General features: G+C 68.7%; 20 protein-coding genes. 8 read left to right on the top strand and 12 right to left on the bottom strand.

Annotated features, from left to right (window positions below; translation table 11 throughout):
• Window positions 1-13 precede the first annotated feature (13 nt).
• Window positions 14-649, bottom strand: coding sequence for a hypothetical protein (locus ACFOMP_RS05600; protein ID WP_379028447.1), 636 nt, complete (start codon window positions 647-649; stop codon window positions 14-16).
• Window positions 650-802: 153 nt separating this feature from the next.
• On the opposite strand from ACFOMP_RS05600, the gene pepN reads away from it, so the two are divergent.
• Window positions 803-3,346: an aminopeptidase N gene (gene pepN / locus ACFOMP_RS05595; RefSeq protein WP_379028445.1), complete on the top strand. Its 2,544-nt coding sequence runs from the start codon at window positions 803-805 to the stop codon at window positions 3,344-3,346.
• Between the two features lie 53 nt (window positions 3,347-3,399).
• Complete coding sequence (locus tag ACFOMP_RS05590) at window positions 3,400-4,305, top strand: 1-acyl-sn-glycerol-3-phosphate acyltransferase (RefSeq protein WP_289895948.1); 906 nt, start codon at window positions 3,400-3,402, stop codon at window positions 4,303-4,305.
• A gap of 131 nt (window positions 4,306-4,436) precedes the next feature.
• On the opposite strand, the gene proB is transcribed toward ACFOMP_RS05590, so the two are convergent.
• Together proB and obgE are read right to left on the bottom strand one after the other, a co-directional pair.
• Window positions 4,437-5,549, bottom strand: coding sequence for a glutamate 5-kinase (gene proB, locus ACFOMP_RS05585; protein ID WP_289895241.1), 1,113 nt, complete (start codon window positions 5,547-5,549; stop codon window positions 4,437-4,439).
• Entirely contained in the window at window positions 5,537-6,568 is a 1,032-nt protein-coding gene (gene obgE / locus ACFOMP_RS05580) for a GTPase ObgE (RefSeq protein WP_379028443.1), read from the bottom strand. The genes proB and obgE overlap by 13 nt, the downstream gene beginning before the upstream one ends.
• 142 nt (window positions 6,569-6,710) lie before the next feature.
• On the opposite strand from obgE, the gene ACFOMP_RS05575 reads away from it, so the two are divergent.
• From ACFOMP_RS05575 to eno, 4 genes are all read left to right on the top strand, one after another.
• Complete coding sequence (locus ACFOMP_RS05575; protein WP_019352067.1) at window positions 6,711-7,049, top strand: DMT family transporter; 339 nt, start codon at window positions 6,711-6,713, stop codon at window positions 7,047-7,049.
• Window positions 7,050-7,111: 62 nt separating this feature from the next.
• Window positions 7,112-8,527 (top strand): protein adenylyltransferase SelO, encoded by a 1,416-nt coding sequence (locus tag ACFOMP_RS05570; RefSeq protein ID WP_379028441.1) that lies wholly within the window; start codon window positions 7,112-7,114, stop codon window positions 8,525-8,527.
• 18 nt (window positions 8,528-8,545) lie between these two features.
• On the top strand, window positions 8,546-9,328 hold the full coding sequence (locus ACFOMP_RS05565) for an endonuclease/exonuclease/phosphatase family protein (protein ID WP_289895238.1): 783 nt from the start codon (window positions 8,546-8,548) through the stop codon (window positions 9,326-9,328).
• Between the two features lie 66 nt (window positions 9,329-9,394).
• Window positions 9,395-10,672, top strand: a complete 1,278-nt coding sequence (gene eno / locus ACFOMP_RS05560) for a phosphopyruvate hydratase (protein ID WP_379028439.1) — start codon at window positions 9,395-9,397, stop codon at window positions 10,670-10,672.
• A gap of 48 nt (window positions 10,673-10,720) precedes the next feature.
• Here the strand turns inward: eno and ACFOMP_RS05555 are convergent, their stop codons facing one another.
• Genes ACFOMP_RS05555 through cysS form a run of 3 tightly spaced genes read right to left on the bottom strand, consistent with a single transcriptional unit; the run spans window position 10,721 to window position 14,576 of the window.
• Window positions 10,721-11,536, bottom strand: a complete 816-nt coding sequence (locus ACFOMP_RS05555) for a squalene/phytoene synthase family protein (RefSeq protein ID WP_289895236.1) — start codon at window positions 11,534-11,536, stop codon at window positions 10,721-10,723.
• The gene (gene cimA / locus ACFOMP_RS05550) at window positions 11,533-13,155 is read right to left on the bottom strand and encodes a citramalate synthase (protein WP_379028437.1); all 1,623 of its coding nucleotides are present in this window, start codon (window positions 13,153-13,155) and stop codon (window positions 11,533-11,535) included. Before cimA ends, ACFOMP_RS05555 begins: the two co-directional genes overlap by 4 nt.
• Window positions 13,156-13,187: 32 nt before the next feature.
• On the bottom strand, window positions 13,188-14,576 hold the full coding sequence (gene cysS, locus ACFOMP_RS05545; RefSeq protein ID WP_379028435.1) for a cysteine--tRNA ligase: 1,389 nt from the start codon (window positions 14,574-14,576) through the stop codon (window positions 13,188-13,190).
• A 155-nt stretch (window positions 14,577-14,731) separates the two neighbouring features.
• On the opposite strand from cysS, the gene ACFOMP_RS05540 reads away from it, so the two are divergent.
• On the top strand, window positions 14,732-15,073 hold the full coding sequence (locus ACFOMP_RS05540) for an MmcQ/YjbR family DNA-binding protein (RefSeq protein ID WP_289895233.1): 342 nt from the start codon (window positions 14,732-14,734) through the stop codon (window positions 15,071-15,073).
• A gap of 81 nt (window positions 15,074-15,154) precedes the next feature.
• Here ACFOMP_RS05540 and ACFOMP_RS05535 read toward each other — a convergent pair whose 3' ends face one another.
• The 6 genes from ACFOMP_RS05535 to rmuC all read right to left on the bottom strand — a co-directional run bounded on the left by ACFOMP_RS05535 (window position 15,155) and on the right by rmuC (window position 20,568).
• A complete protein-coding gene (locus tag ACFOMP_RS05535) occupies window positions 15,155-15,640 on the bottom strand; it encodes a pore-forming ESAT-6 family protein (RefSeq protein WP_289895232.1) in 486 nt (161 codons plus the stop codon).
• Window positions 15,641-15,737: 97 nt separating this feature from the next.
• Window positions 15,738-16,835 carry an ABC transporter ATP-binding protein gene (locus ACFOMP_RS05530; protein WP_379028582.1) on the bottom strand — a complete coding sequence of 366 codons (1,098 nt, stop codon included), beginning with the start codon at window positions 16,833-16,835 and terminating at the stop codon, window positions 15,738-15,740.
• A 65-nt stretch (window positions 16,836-16,900) separates the two neighbouring features.
• A complete protein-coding gene (locus tag ACFOMP_RS05525) occupies window positions 16,901-17,707 on the bottom strand; it encodes an ABC transporter permease (RefSeq protein WP_289895231.1) in 807 nt (268 codons plus the stop codon).
• Entirely contained in the window at window positions 17,704-18,573 is an 870-nt protein-coding gene (locus tag ACFOMP_RS05520; protein WP_019351361.1) for an ABC transporter permease, read from the bottom strand. Before ACFOMP_RS05520 ends, ACFOMP_RS05525 begins: the two co-directional genes overlap by 4 nt.
• 109 nt (window positions 18,574-18,682) lie before the next feature.
• On the bottom strand, window positions 18,683-19,108 hold the full coding sequence (locus tag ACFOMP_RS05515) for a secondary thiamine-phosphate synthase enzyme YjbQ (protein ID WP_379028432.1): 426 nt from the start codon (window positions 19,106-19,108) through the stop codon (window positions 18,683-18,685).
• The gene (rmuC, locus tag ACFOMP_RS05510; RefSeq protein WP_379028431.1) at window positions 19,105-20,568 is read right to left on the bottom strand and encodes a DNA recombination protein RmuC; all 1,464 of its coding nucleotides are present in this window, start codon (window positions 20,566-20,568) and stop codon (window positions 19,105-19,107) included. Before rmuC ends, ACFOMP_RS05515 begins: the two co-directional genes overlap by 4 nt.
• A 141-nt stretch (window positions 20,569-20,709) precedes the next feature.
• Here rmuC and ACFOMP_RS05505 point away from each other — a divergent pair, with 141 nt between their 5' ends.
• Window positions 20,710-21,258 carry an NADPH-dependent FMN reductase gene (locus tag ACFOMP_RS05505; RefSeq protein WP_379028429.1) on the top strand — a complete coding sequence of 183 codons (549 nt, stop codon included), beginning with the start codon at window positions 20,710-20,712 and terminating at the stop codon, window positions 21,256-21,258.
• Window positions 21,259-21,312: the final 54 nt, after the last annotated feature.

Below are 21,312 nucleotides of genomic sequence, written 5' to 3'. Positions count from 1 at the left end.
CTGCAGCCGCAGCTCAGTTGTTGGCGGGCGGCGTGGTCGTGGTGGTGGTGTCGGCCGGCGGCGGCGTCGTCGGCTCTTTGACGGTGATGGCATTGTCCACCGCCTCGCCCGCATTCTGCATCGCCTCGCCAGCGGCATCGGCGGCGCTTCCGGCGGCATCCTGCGCGGCCGCGCCGGCCTCGCCCGCGGCATCGGCGGCGTTCTGGGCGGCTTCGCCAGCGGCATTCGCGGCATCCTCGGCCGCCTCGCCCATGGCGGCGCCGGCATTCTCGGCCGCGGTGGCGGCATCGTCGGCAGCTTCGCCGGCCGCGGTGGCGGCGGTATCGGCAGCGGTGGCAGCGTCATCCGCCGCATCCGCAGCCGCGTCGGCAGCGGGTTCGGTGGTGGTTCCGGTCACCGCCGGCGCGGTATCGGCCGGCTCGGTGGTGGTCACGGCGGCATCCTCGCCGGTGGTGCCCACCTCGCTGCTTCCCATGAAATACTGCAGCACGAAATAGGCGATCGCCAGCGCCAGCAGGATGCCGATGATCAACGGCAGCGGCGAGGCGCGGCGCTCGACCGGCTCGACATAGTTCTCGGGCGCGGCGGCCGGGCGATGAGGATCGGTGCTTTCCGTCCGTTTCGGATCGTTCGGGTCGTAGTTGGCCATTGAGAGGTCCTCGCTCTTCTGCTTCTTGCTTGCGGCTGGGCGCCTAGGGGGCGAGGCCCCGGCTTGCGACCCGGCTATCCTGCGTCTAACACTTGGGTTTCGCACAAGTTCCCCTGTGCCCCCGTTTTTTTCACCTGCCCGGAGGGTGCCCGCATGACCGTCACGCAATATCTCGCCGACTGGCGCCCCTATCCGTTCCAGATTGCCGAGACCCGGCTGGAATTCGATCTCGCCCCCCGCGCGACGCGGGTGCGTTCGCAGATCGACTTCCGCCGCAAGCATGCGGGCGATCTGGTGCTGGACGGCGCCGGGCTGAAGACGCTGGCCCTGGCCATCGACGGCCGCCCGCTTGACCCGCAGCGGGCCGAAGCCGGGCGGCTGGTGATCCCCGCCGCCGAACTGCCCGACGCCTTCACCTTCTCGGCCGAGGTCGAGATCGACCCCGAGGCCAATACCGCGCTGGAAGGGCTCTACCTTTCGGGCGGCATGTTCTGCACGCAATGCGAAGCCGAGGGCTTCCGCCACATCACCTGGTATCCCGACCGCCCGGACGTGATGGCACCCTTCCGCGTCACCGTCCGTTCCGACAAGCCGGTGCTCTTGTCGAACGGCAACCCGGTCTCCAGCGCGCCGGGCCAGGCGGTCTGGCACGATCCCTGGCCGAAGCCCGCCTATCTGTTCGCGCTGGTCGCGGGCGATCTGGTGGCGATTTCGGACAGCTTCACCACGATGGCGGGCCGCGCGGTGGCGCTGAACGTCTGGGTGCGGCCCGGCGACCAGGACCGCGCCGGCTATGCGATGGAATCGCTGATCCGCTCGATGAAATGGGACGAGGAGGCCTATGGCCGCGAATACGATCTCGACGTGTTCAACATCGTCGCCGTTGACGATTTCAACATGGGCGCGATGGAGAACAAGGGGCTGAACATCTTCAACTCCAAGCTGGTGCTGGCCAGCGCCGAAACCGCGACCGACGGCGATTACGAGCGCATCGAAGGCGTGATCGGCCATGAGTATTTCCACAACTGGACCGGCAACCGCATCACCTGCCGCGACTGGTTCCAGCTTTGTCTGAAGGAAGGGCTGACGGTGTTCCGCGACCAGCAGTTCACCAGCGACATGCGCTCGGCGGCGGTCAAGCGCATCCATGACGTGCAGACCCTGCGCGCGCGGCAGTTCCGCGAGGATGCCGGACCGCTTGCGCATCCGCCGCGGCCGGACAATTACCAGGAGATCAACAACTTCTATACCGCCACGGTCTATGAAAAGGGTGCCGAGGTCATCGGCATGCTCAAGCGGCTGGTCGGTGACGACGGCTATCGCCGGGCGCTCGACCTGTATTTCGACCGCCATGATGGCCAGGCCTGCACCATCGAGGACTGGATCAAGGTCTTCGAGGACGCGACCGGCCGCGACCTGACCCAATTCAAGCGCTGGTATACCGATGCCGGCACCCCCCGGCTGACATTGGCCGAGAACTGGCGCGACGGCCGGCTGACCCTGACCTTCCGCCAGGAAACCGCGCCCACCCCCGGCCAGCCGGAAAAGCCGCCGCGGGTGATCCCCATCGCGCTTGGCCTGATCGGCCCCAATGGCGACGAGGTGCTACCGACCACGGTGCTGGAGATGACCGAGGCCGAGCAGAGCTTCCGCTTCGACGGGCTGGGCGCCCGGCCGGTGGTCTCGCTGTTGCGCGGCTTCTCGGCCCCGGTGACCGTCGCGCGCGAGATCGCCGCGGACGAACAGGCACTGCTGCTGGCGCATGACACCGACGCTTACGCGCGCTGGCAGGCCGGCCACGACCTGGCGCTGGACGGGCTGATCGCCCGCGCCACCGGAGCCGAGGGCGGGGCGGCGTTCAGCCGCGCCATCGGCGGGTTGCTCGACGATGCCGAGACCGGCCCGGCCTTCGCCGCGCTGTGCCTGGCGCTGCCGGGCGAGGAAGAGATCGCCACCACCATCGCCGCGCGCGGCGGCATTCCCGACCCCGACGCCATCCATGCCCGGCGCGAGGCGCTGGCCCGCGACATCGCCCGGGCGCATGAGCCGGCGCTGGCGCGGCTTTACGAGGTGATGCAGACCCCCGGCCCCTACCGGCCCGATGCCGAGGGCGCGGCGCGGCGCAGCCTGCGGCTGGCCTGCCTGGGCCTTCTGTCGCGCCTCGACGACGGCACGCGGGCCGAGGCGCTGTTCGGCGCCGCCTCGAACATGACCGAGCGGCAGGGCGCGCTGGAATGCCTGATCGCCGCCGGCCGGGACGAGGCGGCGCTGGCCGGTTTTGCCCGGGAATTTTCCGGCAACCGTCTGGTCATGGACAAGTGGTTCATGGTCCAGGCGCTGCGCGCCGCGCCCGAACGCGCCGTGGCCCGCGCCCGCGAACTGGCCGGCCGGCCGGATTTCGACTGGATGAATCCCAACCGCTTCCGGGCCCTGATCGGCGGGTTGACCGCCAACCACGCCGCCTTCCACGCCGCCGACGGCTCGGGTTATGCCTTCACCGTGGACTGGCTGATGCGGCTCGATCCGGTGAACCCGCAGACCACGGCGCGCATGTGTTCGGCCTTCGAGACCTGGACGCGCTACGATGCCGGCCGCCAGGCCCGGGCCCGCGCCGCGCTCGGCCGCCTGGCGGCCATGAAGGGCCTGTCGCGCAACAGCGCCGAGATGGTTACGCGCATCCTTGCCGGTGGCGTCTGACCATGGCCGAACCACTCTTGCGGGCACCCGGCGGGCACGGCAATACTGGCCGCATGGATGCCCGCAAGGACATGACCCAACGCCTTGATCCGCTGATTGCCGAGCGGGCGCCGTGGCTTTTTTCCGGTCGACGGCACCACGCGCTGGCGCGCCAGGCGCTGATGTGGCTGTTGCGCTATCCGCGCACGCTGGACCTGGCAGCCGAATACCGCGACCTGCCGACCGACGAGATCATGCGCCGCCTGGCGGCGCTGATCCTGCGCGACCTGCAGGTCGAGGGGCTCGAGCATATCCCGGCCACCGGCCCGGCGCTGATCGTCTCGAACCACCCGACCGGCATCGCCGACGGCATCGTGCTGAACGCGGTGATCGCAGCGGTGCGCGACGACCTGTTCGTCTATGCCAATCACGACATCCTGCGCATCCTGCCGCAATTCGACAGCCTGATTGCGCCGGTGGAATGGCGGGTCGAAAAGCGCAGCCACGCCAAGACCCGCGCCACCATGGATTACACGCGCGAGGCGTTGGGCCGCGGGCGGATCGGGCTGATCTTCCCCTCGGGCCGGCTGGCCAAGCGCCAGGGCCTGACGCTGCACGAACGGCCCTGGATGGCCAGCGCCGCGATGATCGCGAAGAAATTCGACGCGCCGGTCATCCCGCTGCGCATCCGGGCCCGAAACTCGGCGCTGTTCTACCTGCTCGACGCCATCCACCCGACCCTGCGAGACGTGACGCTGTTCAACGAGGTGCTGAACAAGGCGGGCCAACCCTTCCGCGTCACCATCGGCGCGCCGATCCAGCCCGCCACCCTGCCCGGCCGCAGCGAGGACGGCATCGCACAGCTGCGCGATGCCGTTCTGGCCCTGCCGGCGCCGGGCCGGAATGCCGCGCGCATGTCGCAGATCCGCGGCCTGTTCCAGCGCCGCCACGCGCTCGCCAAGCCGCACCCGATCGAGTGAAGGGCTGCGGCGGTCCACCCCCGAAGGGTTGCATGGGTATTTGAGAAACGGTGAATGGCAGGGGCGCCGCACCGCTTTCACCGTTTCTCAAATACCCATGCGGCCTTGACGCGAAGACCCCGGGGAAGCTGTCACACCACCATGTCGTCGCGATGGACCAGCGCAGCGCGGCCGGGATAGCCGAGGATGCCCTCGATCTCGTCGCTGCGATGGCCGGCGATGGCGCGCGCCTCGGTCGAGGAATAGCGCACGAGGCCGCAGGCCAGCCGCGCGCCCGCGCCGTCCTGCACCACCACCGGATCGCCGCGGCCGAAGCGGCCCGAGATCGCGGTCACGCCGGCGGGCAGCAGCGATTTGCCTTGTCCCAGCGCCCGCGCCGCGCCGGCATCGACGGTGATTTCGCCCTTGGGTTTCATGGCCACGATCCAGCGCTTGCGCGCCGCCTGCGGGTCGGTATCGGGCAGGAACCAGGTCGCCCGGGCGCCATTCTTCACGGCGGAAAGCGGGTTCAGCACCGAACCCTCGGCAATCGCCATGGCGCAGCCGCCCGCCACCGCCGTGCGGGCCGCCAGCAGCTTGGTCTTCATGCCGCCCTTGCTGACGCCCGAGATCGGATCGCCGCCCATGGCCTCGATCTGGGGGGTGATCTGTTCGACCACCGGCAGATGGCGTGCCGAGGGGTCGGTCTTGGGATTGGCGGTGTAGAGCCCGTCCACGTCGGAAAGCAGCAGCAGCTGGTCGGCGCCACAGGTCACCGCGATCTGCGCCGCCAGCCGGTCATTGTCGCCGAAACGGATCTCGTCGGTGGCCACCGTGTCATTCTCGTTCACGATCGGCACCACGCCGAGGCCCAGCAGCGTCTGCATGGTGGCGCGGCTGTTCAGGTAGCGGCGCCGGTCGGTGGTGTCATCCAGTGTCACCAGCAGCTGCGCGGTCTTGACGCCATGCGGCGCCAGCGCCTCCTCATAGGCGCGGGCCAGCCTGATCTGGCCGACGGCGGCGGCGGCCTGCGACTGCTCGACCCGCAGGGGGCCGGCGGGCAGGCCCAGCACCTGCCGCCCGAGCGCGATGGCGCCCGAGGAGACCAGCACCACATCCGTGCCCCGCGCCCGCGCCTGGGCCACGTCGTCGCAGAGCCCGCGCAGCCATTCGGCACGCAGCCCGGCGCCGTCCACCAGAAGCGCCGAGCCGATCTTGACCACCAGCCGCTGCGCGCGGCCAAGTTCAGGCGTCACGGCTGCCACGGCTTGTCTTCCCGATCCTCGGCCGGCTTGCGCGAGGGCGCGATGCGCGACCAGAGTGCGCGCAGCACCTCGGTCACGCCTTCGCGCGAGACGCCGGACATCAAGAGCACCGGGCCGCCGATCTCGGCCTCGAGCGCCGCCTGGCGCTCGGCCAGCATCTCGGGGTCGAGCGCGTCGATCTTGTTCAGCGCCGTCACCCGCGGCTTGTCCGCCAGCGCCGGGGAATAGGCTTCCAGCTCGGTCAGGATGGTGCGGGCGTCCTGCGCCACGTCCTCGGCGGTGCCGTCGACCAGGTGCAAGAGCACGCGCGAGCGTTCGACATGGCCCAGGAACTGGTCGCCGAGACCCCTGCCCTCGGACGCGCCCTCGATCAGGCCGGGAATGTCGGCCATGACGAATTCATGCCCGTCCACACCCACCACGCCCAGATTCGGGTGCAGCGTGGTGAAGGGATAGTCGGCGATCTTGGGCCGGGCGTTCGAGACCGCAGACAGGAAGGTGGATTTCCCGGCATTGGGCAGGCCGACCAGCCCGGCATCGGCGATCAGCTTCAGCCGCAGCCACAGCGTGCGCTCGACCCCCGGCTGGCCGGGATTGGCGTGGCGCGGCGCGCGGTTGGTCGAGGATTTGAAATGCAGGTTGCCGAAGCCGCCATTGCCGCCCCTGGCCAGCAGCACCCGCTGTCCGGGCGCGGTCAGATCGGCGATCGCGGTTTCCTGATCCTCCTCGAGGATCTCGGTGCCGACCGGGACGCGCAGCACGATGTCGTCGCCCGAGGCGCCGGTGCGCTGTGCGCCCATGCCATGGCCGCCGGACCTGGCGAAGAAATGCTGTTGGAAGCGGAAGTCGATCAGCGTGTTCAGCCCATCCACCGCCTCGGCCCAGACATCGCCGCCGCGACCGCCATCACCGCCGTCCGGCCCGCCATATTCGATGAATTTCTCGCGGCGGAAGGACACGCAGCCTGCGCCCCCGCCGCCCGAGCGGACATAGACCTTGGCGAGATCGAGAAATTTCACGGGGCGGCATCCTTGCGGCGGAAATGAGGCAGGGGTGGGATACGCGCTTGGGCCATTCGGTTCAAGGGCACGCTGCCGGGACGGCGTGACTTTCCCTCGTGCCTCTGGCTAGATGGGCCGGCGACGAACCAGTGGAGACGCCATGCCGGTCCTGACCTATGCCACGCTTTTCACCGCCATCACCCTGGAGGTTGTCGGCACCACCTTCCTGCAACGCAGCGAACAGTTCACCCGGCTGGTGCCGACGCTGCTGATGGGGCTGTGCTACGCGGCTTCGTTCTATTTCCTGTCGCTGGCGCTCAGGGCCATGCCGCTGGGCATCGCCTATGCGATCTGGAGCGGGTTGGGGATCGTGCTGGTGTCGCTGATCGGGCTGTTCGTCTTCGGCCAGAGACTGGATTTCGCGGCCGTGGTCGGGCTGACCATGATCGTCGCGGGTGTCATCATCGTGAACCTGTTCTCGGGCAGCGTGACGCATTGAGCCCGATACGCCCTTAACATTCCAGCAATCGCGGTTAGATAATGTCGAAATGGAGGGCCGCGATGATCCGCTTCGACAACAGCTATGCCCGACTGCCGGAAGGTTTCTTCACTCGCACCCGACCGACGCCGGTGCGCGACCCGAAGCTGGTGGCGCTGAACCGGCCGCTGGCCGAGCGGCTGGGCCTGGATGCCGACTGGCTCGCCAGCCCCCAGGGCGTGGCGATGCTGGCCGGCAACGCCCTGCCCGAGGGGGCCGAGCCCATCGCCCAGGCTTATGCCGGCCACCAGTTCGGCGGCTTCGTACCGCAGCTGGGCGACGGGCGCGCGGTGCTGCTGGGCGAGGTGGTGGCGCCGGACGGCACGCGTTTCGACATCCAGCTGAAGGGCGCCGGGCCAACGCCCTTCTCGCGCCGGGGCGACGGCCGGGCCTGGCTGGGACCGGTGCTGCGCGAATACCTGGTCAGCGAGTTCATGGCGGCCTTCGGCATCCCGACCACGCGGGCGCTGGCCGCCGTCACCACCGGCGAGACGGTGATCCGCGAGACGCTGCTGCCCGGCGCGGTGCTGACCCGCGTCGCCGCCAGCCATATCCGCGTCGGCACCTTCGAGTTCTACGCCGCCCGCGGCGACCGCGAGCGGCTGCAGCTGCTGACCGATCACGTCATCGCCCGGCACTATCCCGATGCCTCGGGGCCCGGAGAGCTGCTGCAGCGCGTGGTCGAGCGGCAGGCGGCGACCATCGCCGGCTGGATGGCGCTCGGCTTCATCCATGGGGTGATGAACACCGACAACATGTCGATCTCGGGCGAGACCATCGACTATGGCCCCTGCGCCTTCATGGACGGCTACCGGCCCGACAAGGTGTTCAGCTCGATCGACGCCCACGGCCGCTATGCCTGGAACGAGCAGCCGAACATCGCCGTCTGGAACCTGGCGCAATTCGCCAGCTGCCTGGTGCCGCTGATGGGCAATGACGACGCGGCGGTGGCCGAGGCGACGCGCATCGTCCACAGCTTCCCGGGCCTGTATCAGGCCGAATGGCTGAAACGCTTCGCCGCCAAGCTGGGCATTGCCGCGCCGCGCCCCGAGGACCGGGCGCTGATCGAGCGGCTGCTGACGCTGATGGCGGCCGAGGAGGCGGATTTCACCCGCACCTTCGCCGGGCTGGCGGATGGCAGCGCCCGCGGCGCATTCGCCGCGCCCGAGCAGTTCGACGCCTGGGCCGAGGGCTGGCAGGCGCGCATCCGCGACCTGCCCGATGCCGCGCAGGTCATGGCGCGCGCCAATCCGCGCCGCATTCCGCGCAACCACCGCATCGAGGAAGCCATCGCCGCCGGGCGCGAGGGCGATTACGCGCCCTTCCACGCGCTCGACGCGGCGCTGCGCGCGCCTTTCGAGGACCGGCCGGATTGGCAGCCCTATGCGCTGGCCCCCGCGCCAGACGAAATCGTCCGCCGCACCTTCTGCGGCACCTGAGCGGCAGCGAAAGGCCCCATGTCGAAAAACCCCGACCAACTGAGACTGGCCAGCTACAACCTGCACAAGTGCCGCGGCATGACCGGCCCGCATGCACCCGAACGCAATCTCTCCGTCATCGCCGAGCTGGGCGCCGACGTGATCGCCCTGCAAGAGGTCGATTTCCGCTTCGGCGCCCGACCCGAGGCGCTGCCGCGCAAGCTGATCGAAAAGACCACCGGCATGGTGCCCGCGCCGTTCGTCGGCACCGGCGAGAATTCGCTGGGCTGGCACGGCCAGACTATCCTGTTGCGGCCGGAACTGCGCGACAAGGCCGAGATCCGCCGCCTGCCGCTGCCGGGGATCGAGCCGCGCGGCGCGCTGGTGCTGCGGCTGCCCGGCCTGACGGTGGTGGCGGTGCATCTGGGGCTGATCCGCTCGTCGCGCCGCGCGCAGCTGTCGCGCATCATCGCCCAGGCCCGGCGCATCGGCCACGACCGGCTGGCGCTGACCGGCGATTTCAACGAATGGCACGACTCGCGCGGGCTCGAGGCGCTGGAGGCGCTGCGCGTCGTCACCCCCGGCCCAAGCTGGCCCGCCCCCTTCCCGCGCCTGCGCTACGACCGCTTCGCCGTCTCGCGCAGCATCGAGGTGCTGGGTTGCGGCGTCCTCGACAACGACACCGCACGGCAGGCCTCGGACCATCTGCCGGTCTGGGCCGACCTGGCGGTCGATGCTCATGAGGAGGTGCCCTGCGGCTATCATCCGGCGCGCATCACCTCGCGCATTCCCGGCCAGGACGGGGTGGCCGGGGCAGAATGACGCTTTCCCGTCCGGCCCCCGTCGGCTAAACAGCGGCCAACACTCGTCAGGAAGAGGGACGCAGACATGACGGCCATCATCGACATTTTCGCGCGCGAGATTCTGGACAGCCGGGGCAATCCGACGGTCGAGGTCGATGTGACGCTGGAAGACGGCACCATGGGCCGGGCGGCGGTGCCCTCGGGCGCCTCGACCGGCGCGCATGAGGCGGTCGAGAAACGCGACGGCGACAAGGCGCGCTACCTGGGCAAGGGCGTGCTGGAAGCCGTCGCCGCCGTCAATGGCGAGATCGCCGAGAACCTGATCGGCGAGGACGCGACCGAACAGGTCGCCATCGACCGCATGATGATCGAACTGGACGGCACCCCGAACAAGGGCCGGCTGGGCGCCAATGCCATCCTCGGCGTGTCGCTGGCGGTGGCCAAGGCCGCGGCCGAGACCTGCTCGCAGCCGCTCTACCGCTATGTCGGCGGCGCCGGCGCCCGCGTGCTGCCGGTGCCGATGATGAACATCATCAACGGCGGCGAACATGCCGACAACCCGATCGACATCCAGGAATTCATGATCATGCCGGTCGCGGCGGAGAACATCCGCGAAGCCGTGCGCATGGGCTCCGAGGTGTTCCATACGCTGAAGAAGGAACTCTCCGCCGCGGGCCTCGCCACCGGCGTCGGCGACGAGGGCGGCTTCGCGCCGAATCTCAGCTCGACCCGCGACGCGCTGGACTTCATCCTCAGGGCCATCGAGAAGGCCGGCTACCAGCCCGGCGACGACATCATGCTGGCGCTGGACTGCGCCTCGACCGAATATTTCAAGGGCGGCAAATACGAGATGGCCGGCGAGGGCAAGTCGCTGAGCCCGGCCGAGAACGTCGCCTACCTGGAAGCGCTCTGCAACGACTACCCGATCCTGTCGATCGAGGACGGCTGCGCCGAGGACGACTGGGACGGCTGGAAACTGCTGACCGACACGCTGGGCGACCGGGTGCAGCTGGTGGGCGACGACCTCTTCGTGACCAACCCGGCCCGTCTGGCCGAGGGCATCGCCCGGGGCTGCGGCAACTCGCTCTTGGTCAAGGTGAACCAGATCGGCACCCTGACCGAGACGCTGGACGCCGTGCGCATGGCCGACCGGGCGCGCTATACCTCGGTGATGTCGCACCGCTCGGGCGAGACCGAGGACGCGACCATCGCCGATCTGGCCGTGGCGACCAATTGCGGCCAGATCAAGACCGGCTCGCTGGCGCGCTCGGACCGGCTGGCGAAATACAACCAGCTGATCCGCATCGAGGAAATGCTGGGCGCCACCGCCGAATATGCCGGGCGGTCGATCCTGCGCGGCTGACTTCCGCGCCACCCGAATGACGCAGGGCGGCCCGGGGGGCCGCCCTTTTCATCTCCACCAGCGCTGCGTCAGCGCGAAGCCGCCAAGCGCCAGGCGGCGGCGGAATTCCGAGGGCGCGACGCCGGCCAGCGCCTCGATCCCCCGCGGCGCCGCCTGCAAAACCGCCCGGATGCCGGCACCCGGAAACAGCGCCGGCGCCAGCCGGCGCGGCATATGGCGGCGCTGCGCCTTGGCCTCGGCCAGCCGCGCGCCGGCCTGGTCAGCGATCCGCCCCAACGCCTCGGCCGACGGATCCCAAAGACCGAGCCCGAGCCCCTGCAGCGCCGGCAGCGCGGCCAGCCAATGCGCAAGCCCCACCCCCTCGGCCTGGGCGGCGATGACGCGCGCCGCGCCCGTGTTTCTCCGTTTGGAAAATACCCCGCGGGGGTCCGGGGGCGCGAAGCCCCCGGCGGTGCCCGCCAGGGCCTCGGCGGCAAACACGGTCAGCGGCACCGCCGTGTCCCGCACATAGGCAGCGACGGCATCCGGCCCGTCCAGCGGCTCGCGAGCCGCATCCCGGCGCCGCGCTTCCGCCAGCACGGCGAAAGCGGCGGCGCGCGGCCCCCAGGCCTCGGCCAGCGGCGTCAGCAACTCATGCGCTTGCGGCTTGCCGGCGCCGATATCCTCCAGCCGTTCGATCCACCATTGCAGGCGCATCTCGGCGATCAGCGGCTCGGCCGAGGCCAGCGGCGCCCGCGCCAGCTCCAGGTTCAGCGCATAAAGCGTCATGAGCTTCGGCCGGGCCCCGGCCGGCGCCAGCAGGCAGATGCCGAAACGGTCGGGATCATGCGCACGCAGCGCCTCGGCGCAATCCTGCAGGCTCATGCCGGGGCCACCCGGTCGCGGATCAGCTTCCAGCGGATCGCGTCGACCAGCGCCTCGAAACTGGCATCGACGATATTGGGCGACACGCCGACCGTGGACCAGCGATGGCCCTGGCCGTCGGCGCTGTCGATGATGACCCGGGTCGCCGCCTCGGTGCCACCGCCGGTGATGCGGACGCGGAAATCCACCAGATGCATGTCGTCGATGGCCGCCTGATAGGGGCCCAGATCCTTGGCCAGCGCCCGCCACAGCGCGTTGACCGGGCCGCGGTCCTGACCCAGCTCGTCCATGCTTTCGCTGACCGAGAGCATGCGCTCGCCGCCGATCTGCACCACCACCACCGCCTCGGAAACCGAGATGCGTTTCCCCAGCGCGTTCCGGCGCCGCTCGACGGTGACACGGTAGCGCTCGACCGAGAAGTAATGCTGCATCCGACCCAGTTCGGTCAGCGCCAGCAGCTCGAAACTGGCCTGGGCGCCGTCATAGGCATAGCCGGCATCCTCGCGCGCCTTGACCAGGTCGAGGATGCGCGCCAGCGCCGGATCGTCGCGGCCGACCTCGATCCCCGCCTCGCCCAGCCGGGCGCGCAGGTTCGATTGCCCGGCCTGGTTGGACATCGGGATGATGCGCTCGTTGCCCACCGTCGCCGGCTCGACATGTTCGTAGGTGGCGGGATTCTTCAGGATGGCGCTGGCATGCAGCCCGGCCTTGTGGGCAAAGGCGGATGTGCCGACATAGGGCGCGGCGCGGCTGGGCGCGCGGTTCAGGATCTCGTCCAGCCGGCGCGAGATGCGGGTCAGCCCGGCCAGCCCCTCGGCCGAGACGCCGGTCTGCAGCACCGAACGATAGGGCGCCTTCAGCAACAGGGTGGGGATGATGCTGGTCAGGCTGGCATTGCCGCAACGCTCGCCCAGACCGTTCAGCGTGCCCTGCACCTGCCGCGCCCCGGCATCGACGGCGGCCAAGGTGCAGGCCACCGCATTGCCGGTGTCGTCATGGCAATGGATGCCCAGCCGCTCGCCCGGGATGCCACCGGCGATCACGGCGCGGGTCACCTGCCCCACCCGCTCGGGCAGGGTGCCGCCATTGGTGTCGCAAAGCACCAGCCAGCGCGCGCCCGCCTCCAGCGCCGCGCGCAGGCAGGCCAGCGCGTAATCGGGATCCTCGGCATGGCCGTCGAAGAAATGCTCGGCATCGAACAGCGCCTCGCGGCCCAAGCCGACCAGATGCGCGACCGAGGCGCGGATATTGTCGAGATTCTCCGCCAGCGAGATCCCCAGCGCCTCGCGGACATGGAAGGGATGCGTCTTGCCGACCAGGCAGACGGCGCGGGTGCCGGCATTCGTCACCGCCGCCAGCACGTCGTCGTTATCGGCCGAGCGGCCCGCGCGCTTGGTCATGCCAAAGGCGGTCATGGTGGCGCGGGTCGCGGGCGCCTGGGCGAAGAAATCGCTGTCGGTCGGATTGGCGCCGGGCCAGCCGCCCTCGATGTAATCCACGCCCAACTGGTCCAGCATCTGCGCGATCTCGGCCTTCTCGGCGGCGGAAAACTGCACGCCCTGGGTCTGCTGCCCGTCGCGCAGCGTGGTGTCGTAAAGGTAAAGGCGCTGGCGCGTCATCGGGGCGGCCCCTTCGGCTGGCTGATATGCGGTTATTCGGGCAGTTTCGCCGCGTCGAAATCCGGGCCGGGCAGAAGTTCGACCCCGGCCGGCCCCATACGGACCTCGACCCCGGCGGAAACCAGGCATTGCTTGAGCGCATCGACGGCCGAGAAATCCTTGCGGGCCTTGGCCTCGGCCCGCAGCGCGTTCATGCGCTCGGCCCAAGGCGACAGGTCCGGGCCTGCGGCGATCCAGCCGCCCAGATCGTCGGTCAGCAGCCCCAGCATCCGGGCGCCGGCGAGCAGGCCGGGCGCATCGCCCTGCCCCGCCATCTCGTGCAGCGCCGCGATCGCCCCCGCGGTATTCAGGTCGTCGGCAAGCGCGGCCAGCACGGTGGGGGCCGGGCTTGGCGCGGGTTCGATGCCCGCGACAAGGCCGCGCCACTTGCGCAGCACCGCCTCGGCCTCGCGCGCCTTCTCGGTCGTCCAGTCCATCGGCTTGCGGTAATGCGTGGACAGCAGCACGAAGCGGATCACCTCGCCCGGGATGCCCTGATCCAGAAGATCGCGCACGGTGAAGAAATTGCCGAGCGACTTGGACATCTTCCGGCCTTCGACCTGCAGCATCTCGTTATGCAGCCAGATATTGGCGAAGCGCCCGTGCGGATGGGCGCAGCAGCTTTGCGCAATCTCGTTCTCGTGATGCGGGAATTGCAGGTCGATGCCGCCGGCATGGATGTCGAAGCTGTCGCCCAGAAGCTCGTAGGACATGGCCGAGCATTCGATATGCCAGCCCGGACGGCCGTGGCCCCAGGGGCTGTCCCAGCCGGGCAGCTCGTCGTCGGACGGCTTCCACAGCACGAAATCCATCGGGTCTTCCTTGAAGGGCGCCACCTCGACGCGGGCGCCGGCGATCATGTCATCGACGGAGCGGCCCGAGAGCTTGCCGTAATCGGCATAGCTGCGCACCCGGAACAGCACATGGCCGTCACGCGCATAGGCATGCCCGCCGGCGATCAGGGTCTCGATCATGGCGATCATCTCGGCGATATAGTCGGTGGCGCGCGGCTCATGATCGGGGCGCAGCGCCCCCAGCGCATCCATGTCGGCATGATACCAGCCGATGGTCTCATGCGTGCGCTCGCGGATCAGTTCCTCCAGCGAACCGGCGGCGCCGGCCTGCTTGCGGGCCAGGGCGGCGGCGTTGATCTTGTCGTCCACGTCGGTGAAGTTGCGCACATAGGTGACGCGCTCCGCGCCGTGAAGGTGGTGCAGCAGGCGCACCAGCACGTCGATCACCACCACCGGCCGGGCATTGCCCATATGCGCGCGGTCATAGACCGTCGGCCCGCACAGGTACAGCCGCAGGTTCTGCGGGTCGATGGGTCGGAAAACCTCTTTCCGCCGCGTCCTGGTATTCGTCAGCCTGATCTCGACCATGACTTCCCCTTTGCGGGCGTCAACTGGTCACCGTGAACCGCCCGCCTGAAATTTCAGCCGGTAATGATGCAGCGGATGGTGGCGGTTCTTGCCTTCATGCGCTCGCCATAACGCATTGTCTTGCCTATGCCAAGAGAGGCTGCAAAACTCGGGCCATGAGCCGCGAACTGGTCAACGAGATCTGCGCCGCGCAGCCCGGGGCCGAGTGGTCGGATCCCTGGGGCGGCGGCCATGATTGCTGGAAGATCGGCGGCAAGACCTTCGCGGTGACCGGCACGGCGGGCACGCATGTCTCGGTCAAGACCGACAGCGCCGAGACGGCCGAGTTCCTGTTCGAGACCGGCGTGGCCGAGCGCGCCGCCTATCTGCATCGCAGTTGGGTCGCCCTGCCGCTCGATTCGGCGCCCGACGAGCTGGCGCATCGCATCCGCCATTCCTATCGCCTGGTGCGCGGCAAGCTGCCCAGGAAGGTTCAGGCGGCGCTGCCGCCGCTCTGACGAAAATGGCCGGCCCCGGAAGGGCCGGCCAGCGGCAGGGGTCCGAGCGACTGGATCCCTGCCGTTCCCGTCAGCTCCGGCTCAGGCCGGAACCTGCGAGGCGAGCTGCTGCAGCAGCGCGTCCATCTGCTTGCAAAGCGCGTCCTCGCTGGTGTTCTTCTCTTTCGCGGCATCGGCCAGGGTGCGCTCGACGCCCATGGCGGAAACCGTGCCTTCCTTGCCCTTCGCCTCGGCCGCATCGCCCTTGGCGGTGTCGCCGGCCGGGATCATCGCCAGCAGCTTGGTCTGGGTCTCGACCGCCTTGCCGTCGATATAGCCCTTTTCCTGGCAATAGCTCAGGACGCCCAGCTGGTTGCGCGCGCTTTCATAGGCGGCGCCGCTGTCCTGCGCGGCGGGGGCCGCGGCAGGGGCGGCCGCCGGTGCCTGGGCGGTGGCCGCGGGCGCACCCTCGGCCGGCGCCGCCGTCTCGGGGGCGGCGGCTTCCTGTGCGATGGCGCCGGCGCTCAGGCCGGCCACCGTCAGCGCGGACAGGATGGCGGTGCGGAATTTCGCGGAACGTGCGATCATGTCGATCTCCGTCTGTTGCATTGTGCGGGGACTGTGGCACGCGCGCCGCCGGGCCGCAAATCGGCTCGGCGGAATGTCGCGGCGGGTTTCGCGCCGATCAGCGGAAAAGCACCAGAGAGCCCGGGGACCAGCTCACATTCGCGCGGGTGCCGACATCCTGGACCTCGCGGCCGAAGACGTTGCGCATGGCGATGCGGACCGGGCGGGCCTTGCCGTCGAAACCGGCCGAGCCGTCCAGCCGCACGTCGTAATAGGTCATGTCGCCGTAATAGACGACCTCGTCCACCACGCCCTCGGCCACCCGGTTGCTGCCCTGCGCGCCGGGCGCCACCAGCGACACCGCCTCGGGCCGGAAGCCGACCGAAGGGCCGTCGTCGCCCGGATCGGCGCGGCTGACATTGGCCATGGGAATATCGACCCGGCCCAGGCCCGGCGCCTCGATCTGCACGGCGTCGCCTAACTCGCCCAGCACCCGGGCCGGCAGGAAGTTCATCACGCCGATGAAATTCGCCACCCGGCGGCTGGTCGGGCGGGCATAAAGCGCCTCGGGCCCGTCCATCTGGGCGATCTGGCCCTCGAACATCACCGCGATGCGGTCGGACATGACCAGCGCCTCCTCCTGGTCATGGGTGACCAGCACGAAGGTGATGCCGACCTGGCGCTGCAGCTTGATCAGTTCGACCTGCATCTGCTCGCGCATCTTGCGGTCCAGCGCCGAAAGCGGTTCGTCGAGCAGCAGCACCTTGGGCTTCAGGATCAGCGCCCGCGCCAGCGCCACCCGCTGGCGCTGGCCGCCCGACAGCGCATGGCTGGCGCGGTTGCCATAGCCTTTCAGGCCCACCATCTCCAGCGCCTCCTCGACCGCCGCGGCCTTCTCGGCGCGCGAGCGCGGGTCGCGGCGCAACCCGAAGCCGACATTCTCGGCCACGCTCAGATGCGGGAAGATGGCATAGGACTGGAACACCATGTTCGTCGGCCGCCGGTTCGCCGGCACGTCCTGCATGTCCTGCCCGTCGATCAGCACCGCGCCCGAGGAAATGTCCTCGAACCCGGCGATGGTGCGCAAGAGCGTAGTCTTGCCGCAGCCCGACGGCCCCAGCAGCGAAAAGAACTCGCCCGCCCGGATGCTCAGGTCGATGCCGCGCAGGGCGTGATAGTCGCCGTAATGCTTCTGCACCGCGCGGATCTCGATCATCGGCTTCGCGCCGGCCATGGCGGCGCGATGGGCGGCGGTGCTTTTCGGGCCCGGGTTTTGGGTCGTCACAGGAAACCTCCGGTATCCTTGGCGCCGGTTTTCGCGATGCCGCGGCGGCGGAAATATTCGGCGATGGTCAGAAGCAGGATCGACAGGACCACCAGCACCGTCCCCAGCGCCATGATCATCGGGATCTGCTTGGGAAAGCGCAACTGGCTGAAGATATAGGTGGGCAGCGTCGGCTCGTTCCCGGCCAGGAAGAAGGCGATGATGAACTCGTCCAGGCTGATGGTGAAGCTCATCAGCAGGGACGAGATGATGCCCGGCATGACCAGCGGCAGGATCACCAGCCGGAAGGCGCTCCAGCGGGTCTCGCCCAGGTCATAGGCCGCTTCTTCCAGCGAGCGGTCGAGCGAGTTGAAGGCGGTGGACAGGATCACCGTGGCATAGGGCATGCAGATCAGCGTATGGCCGACGATCACCGTCAGCACGCTGAGCGTGACCCCCAGCGACAGGAGCACCACCAGAAGCGAGATCGAGACGATGATCTCGGGCAGCACCAGCGGCAGCATGATCAGCCCCATGATCGGGCCCTTGCCGGGAAATTCGAAGCGGGTCGAGGCGCGGGCGGCGAAGATGCCCAGGCAGGTGGCCAGGATCGAGGCGCTGACGGCGATGGTCAGCGAATTGGTCAGCGCCCGGCGCAGCGAGGCGTTGCCCCACATCTGCGCGAACCATTCGGTGGTGAACTCCTTCAGCGGGAAGGCGATAATGGTGCCCGAATTGAAGGCGAAGACCGGCAGAAGCAGGATCGGCGCGTAAAGGAACAGCAGATAGATGACCGCATAGACGCGAAGCCCGCCGCCCTTCATTGCCGCACCTTCAGGAAACGCCGGTTCATGGCGACGAAGATCAGGCTGAGCAGCGCGACGATCAGCATGGCGGTGACCGCCAAGGCCGAGCCCATCGGCCGGTTGTCCTGGTCGAGCATCTGGCTTTGGATCATGTTGGCGATCATCGGGATCTTGCCGCCGCCGATCAGCGCCGGGGTGACATAATCGCCGATGGTCGGGATGAAGACGATCAGCGCCGCCGCCACCACCCCGGGCATGGCCAGCGGCAGGGTGACGCGCCAGAAGGTCATCGCCCGGCTTTCGCCGAGGTCGCGCCCGGCTTCCAGAAGCGAGCGGTCGATCTTTTCCAGCGCGATGAAGATCGGCAGGATGGCGAAGGGCGCATAGGCATGGGCCAGCGTGATGACCATCGAGTTCACGTTATAAAGGATGAAGGTCAGCGGCTGCTCGATGATGCCCAGCGATTTCAGCCCCGAATTGATGACGCCGTTATAGCCCAGGATCACCTTCCACAGGAACACCCGGATCAGGTAGCTGGTCCAGAACGGAATGGTGATCAGGAACAGCCACATGGACTTCTTGCGCGGATCGACCGCAAAGGACAGGAAATAGGCCACCGGAAAGGCCAGCACCACCGTCACCAGCGTCACCAGCGCGGCGACCCCCAGCGAACGCAGCATGATCTTGTGAAAGATCGGATCAGACCAGACGGCGCGGTAATTCTCCAGCGTGAATTCGCGGATCACCGTCAGGTAGCCGTCCTTGAAGAAGGAATAGGCCAGGATGGTCAGCAGCGGCGCGGCCAGGATCAGCACCGCATAGGCCAGAGGCGGTGCAATCAGGGTCAGCCCCTGAGCCGCTTGCGATCGGTTGCCTGCCGCCATCCCTTGCCCTTGCCGTCTGAATCCGCCCGGTTTCCGCCCCGGTCAAGGCCGCAGGTTTCCACATCCGGCGCGCAAGGGAAAGGGCTTTCCTGCGCCCCGCCGCGCCGGTTCAGCCGGGCTGGAACCGCGCCGCCACCTCGCGCCGATGCGGGCTGGCGCGGTGCTCGACCAGATAGATGCCCTGCCAGGTGCCCAGTTCCATGCGGCCGGCAAAGACCGGGATCGACAGGTTGACCGGCAGCACCGCCGCCTTGAGATGCGCCGGCATGTCGTCCGGTCCCTCGGTGCGGTGGGTCAGATAGCGCATCGACGGATGATCGGCCGGCGGCGCGATCCGGTCGAGCCAGTTGAGCAGGTCGCGCTGCACGTCCGGATCGGCATTCTCCTGCACCAGCAGCGAGCAGGAGGTATGGCGCACGAACAGCGTCAGCACCCCGTCGCCGGCGCCGATGGCGCGCAGCCAGCCCGCGACCTCATGGCTGAAATCGTGGCAGGCCGGGCCGCGGGTCGGGATCACGAAACGGGTGGCGCTCATTCCGCCGCCTCGTCGGGGGCTTCCAGGGCTTCGAAGCCGTCATGATCCAGCGCCAGCCGCTTCTGGGTGCGGGCGCCCAGTTCGCGCAGCATCTCGGCCTGGCGGATCACGTTGCCGGGGCCGCGGGTCAGCCGGTCCATGGCGGTGGCGTGGCTTTTCTGCGCCCGGTCCAGCGCCATGCCCACCTCCTCGACGGCGCCGACGAAACCGTGCAGCTTGTCGTAAAGCTGGCCGGCACGGGCGGCGATGGCCATGGCGTTCGATTCGCGCCGCTCGACCGTCCAGATGTGATCGACGGTGCGCAGGGTCAGCATCAGGGTGGTCGGCGTCGCCAGCCCCACCCGGTTCTCCATCGCGTGCCGCGCCAGGTCGGGATCGACGCGCAGCGCCTCGGAGAAGGCGCCCTCGACGGGGATGAACATCAGCACGTAATCGACCGAACCCTCGTCCAGCGCCTGGTAACCCTTGGCGGCCAGTCCGGCGACATGGGCGCGGACCGAGGCGACATGCCGGCGCAGCGCCGCGTCGCGGGTCGCCATGTCCTCGGCATTCACCGCCTCCTCATAGGCGTTCAGCGAGACCTTGCTGTCGATCACCAGAAGTTTCTTCTGCGGCATCTTCACGATCACGTCGGGCCGCCACAGCTTGCCGTCGCCGTCGCGATGGCTGGCCTGCGTCTCGTAATGCGTGCCGGCGATCAGGCCGGAATCCTCCAGGATGCGTTCCAGGATCATCTCGCCCCAGGCGCCGCGCTTCTGGCTGTCGCCCTTCAGCGCCCGGGTCAGCGCCACCGCCTCGCGCGAGATGTCCTCGGAGCGCTTGTGCAGGTATTCGATCTGCTCGCGCAGCCGCGCACGTTCCTCGTCGGTGGCCTTGTTGCGGGCCTGCAGCTCGGTCTGGAAGCGATGCACCTGGTCGCGGAACGGGGTCAGCAGCGCCGAAAGCTGCTCGCCATGCGCCTTTTGCATCTCGCTGCCCTGGGATTTCAGCGTCTCGTTGGCCAGCAGCCGGAACTGGCCGCTCATCTCCTCGCGCAGCTCGCGCAGGGTGGCGATGTCGCGCTCGGCCGCCTCGCGGTCCTTCTGCGCCGCCAGCCGGGTCTCGGCCAGCTCGCGTTCCAGACGCGAGACCAGCTGGCGCTCGCGATGCAGCGCATCCGCCAGGCCGTCGCGCTCCTCGACCAGTTCCTGAAGCCGCGCGCCGAGGGTCTCGTTGCGGGTTTCCAGCCGGCTCGCCGCCAGAAGCTGGGCGCGCAACTGCTCCGATTCGGCGGCAAGGCGGGCCTGCCAGCCGGCCTCGCGTTCCGCAGCGCCCGCGACGGCCGCCTCTGCCGAACGCCGCGTTCGGCGCAGGGCAACAAGGCACATGACCAGCACGGCCAGCACCGCGACCAGGATGATCTGAAGATTAGCCGAATCCGCCAGCCATGCCTGGATTTTTGCTGCTTCCCAGCCGGGCATTTCCGCCTCTCCGCTTTGTGCCTGCATTTTCGTGGCGCCGACTGTTCACCTTTTCCCCCCACAATGCAAGGGACGGCGCCCCTTTCATCCTGGTGGTCGCCACCCTAGCTTGCATCCGCAAACCGCAAAAGGAGATCGGGCATGGCCAAGACCGTTGCCGTCATGGTGGGATCGCTCCGCAAGGACTCGCTCAATCACAAGCTGATGCAGGCGCTGCAGAAACTGGCCGAGGGCCGGCTGGAATTCCACCTGCTGCATATCGGCGACCTGCCGCATTACAACGAGGAACTCTGGGCCGAGCCGCCGGTCCCGGTGCTGCGGCTCAAGGACCGGATCGAACATTCCGACGCGGTGCTGGCGATCACGCCGGAATACAACCGCAGCTATCCGGGCGTCATCAAGAACGCGCTGGACTGGGCGACCCGCCCCTATGGCGAGAATTCCTGGAAGGACAAGCCGGCCGCGGTCACCGGCACCTCGCCCGGCGCCATCGGCGCCGCCGTGGGGCAGATCCGGCTGAGGGCCGACATGCTGGGCGTGGGCATGGTGGTGATGAGCGCGCCCGAGGCCTATGTGCAATGGAAGCCCGAAGCCTATGCCGCCAACGGAACCATCACCGACGAGACCACGGCGAAATTCCTGCAGGGCTTCGTCGACGCCTTCGCGGACTGGATCGAGACGCACGGCTGAGCCCGACGGGAAAAGGCCGCGCCTTGGGGCGCGGCCTTTTCGATTCCCTGCCCT

Origin of the sequence: Paracoccus simplex (assembly GCF_042648325.1) — a bacterium.
Lineage (GTDB): Bacteria > Pseudomonadota > Alphaproteobacteria > Rhodobacterales > Rhodobacteraceae > Paracoccus > Paracoccus simplex.
This window is presented reverse-complemented; position numbering and strand designations above follow the sequence as displayed.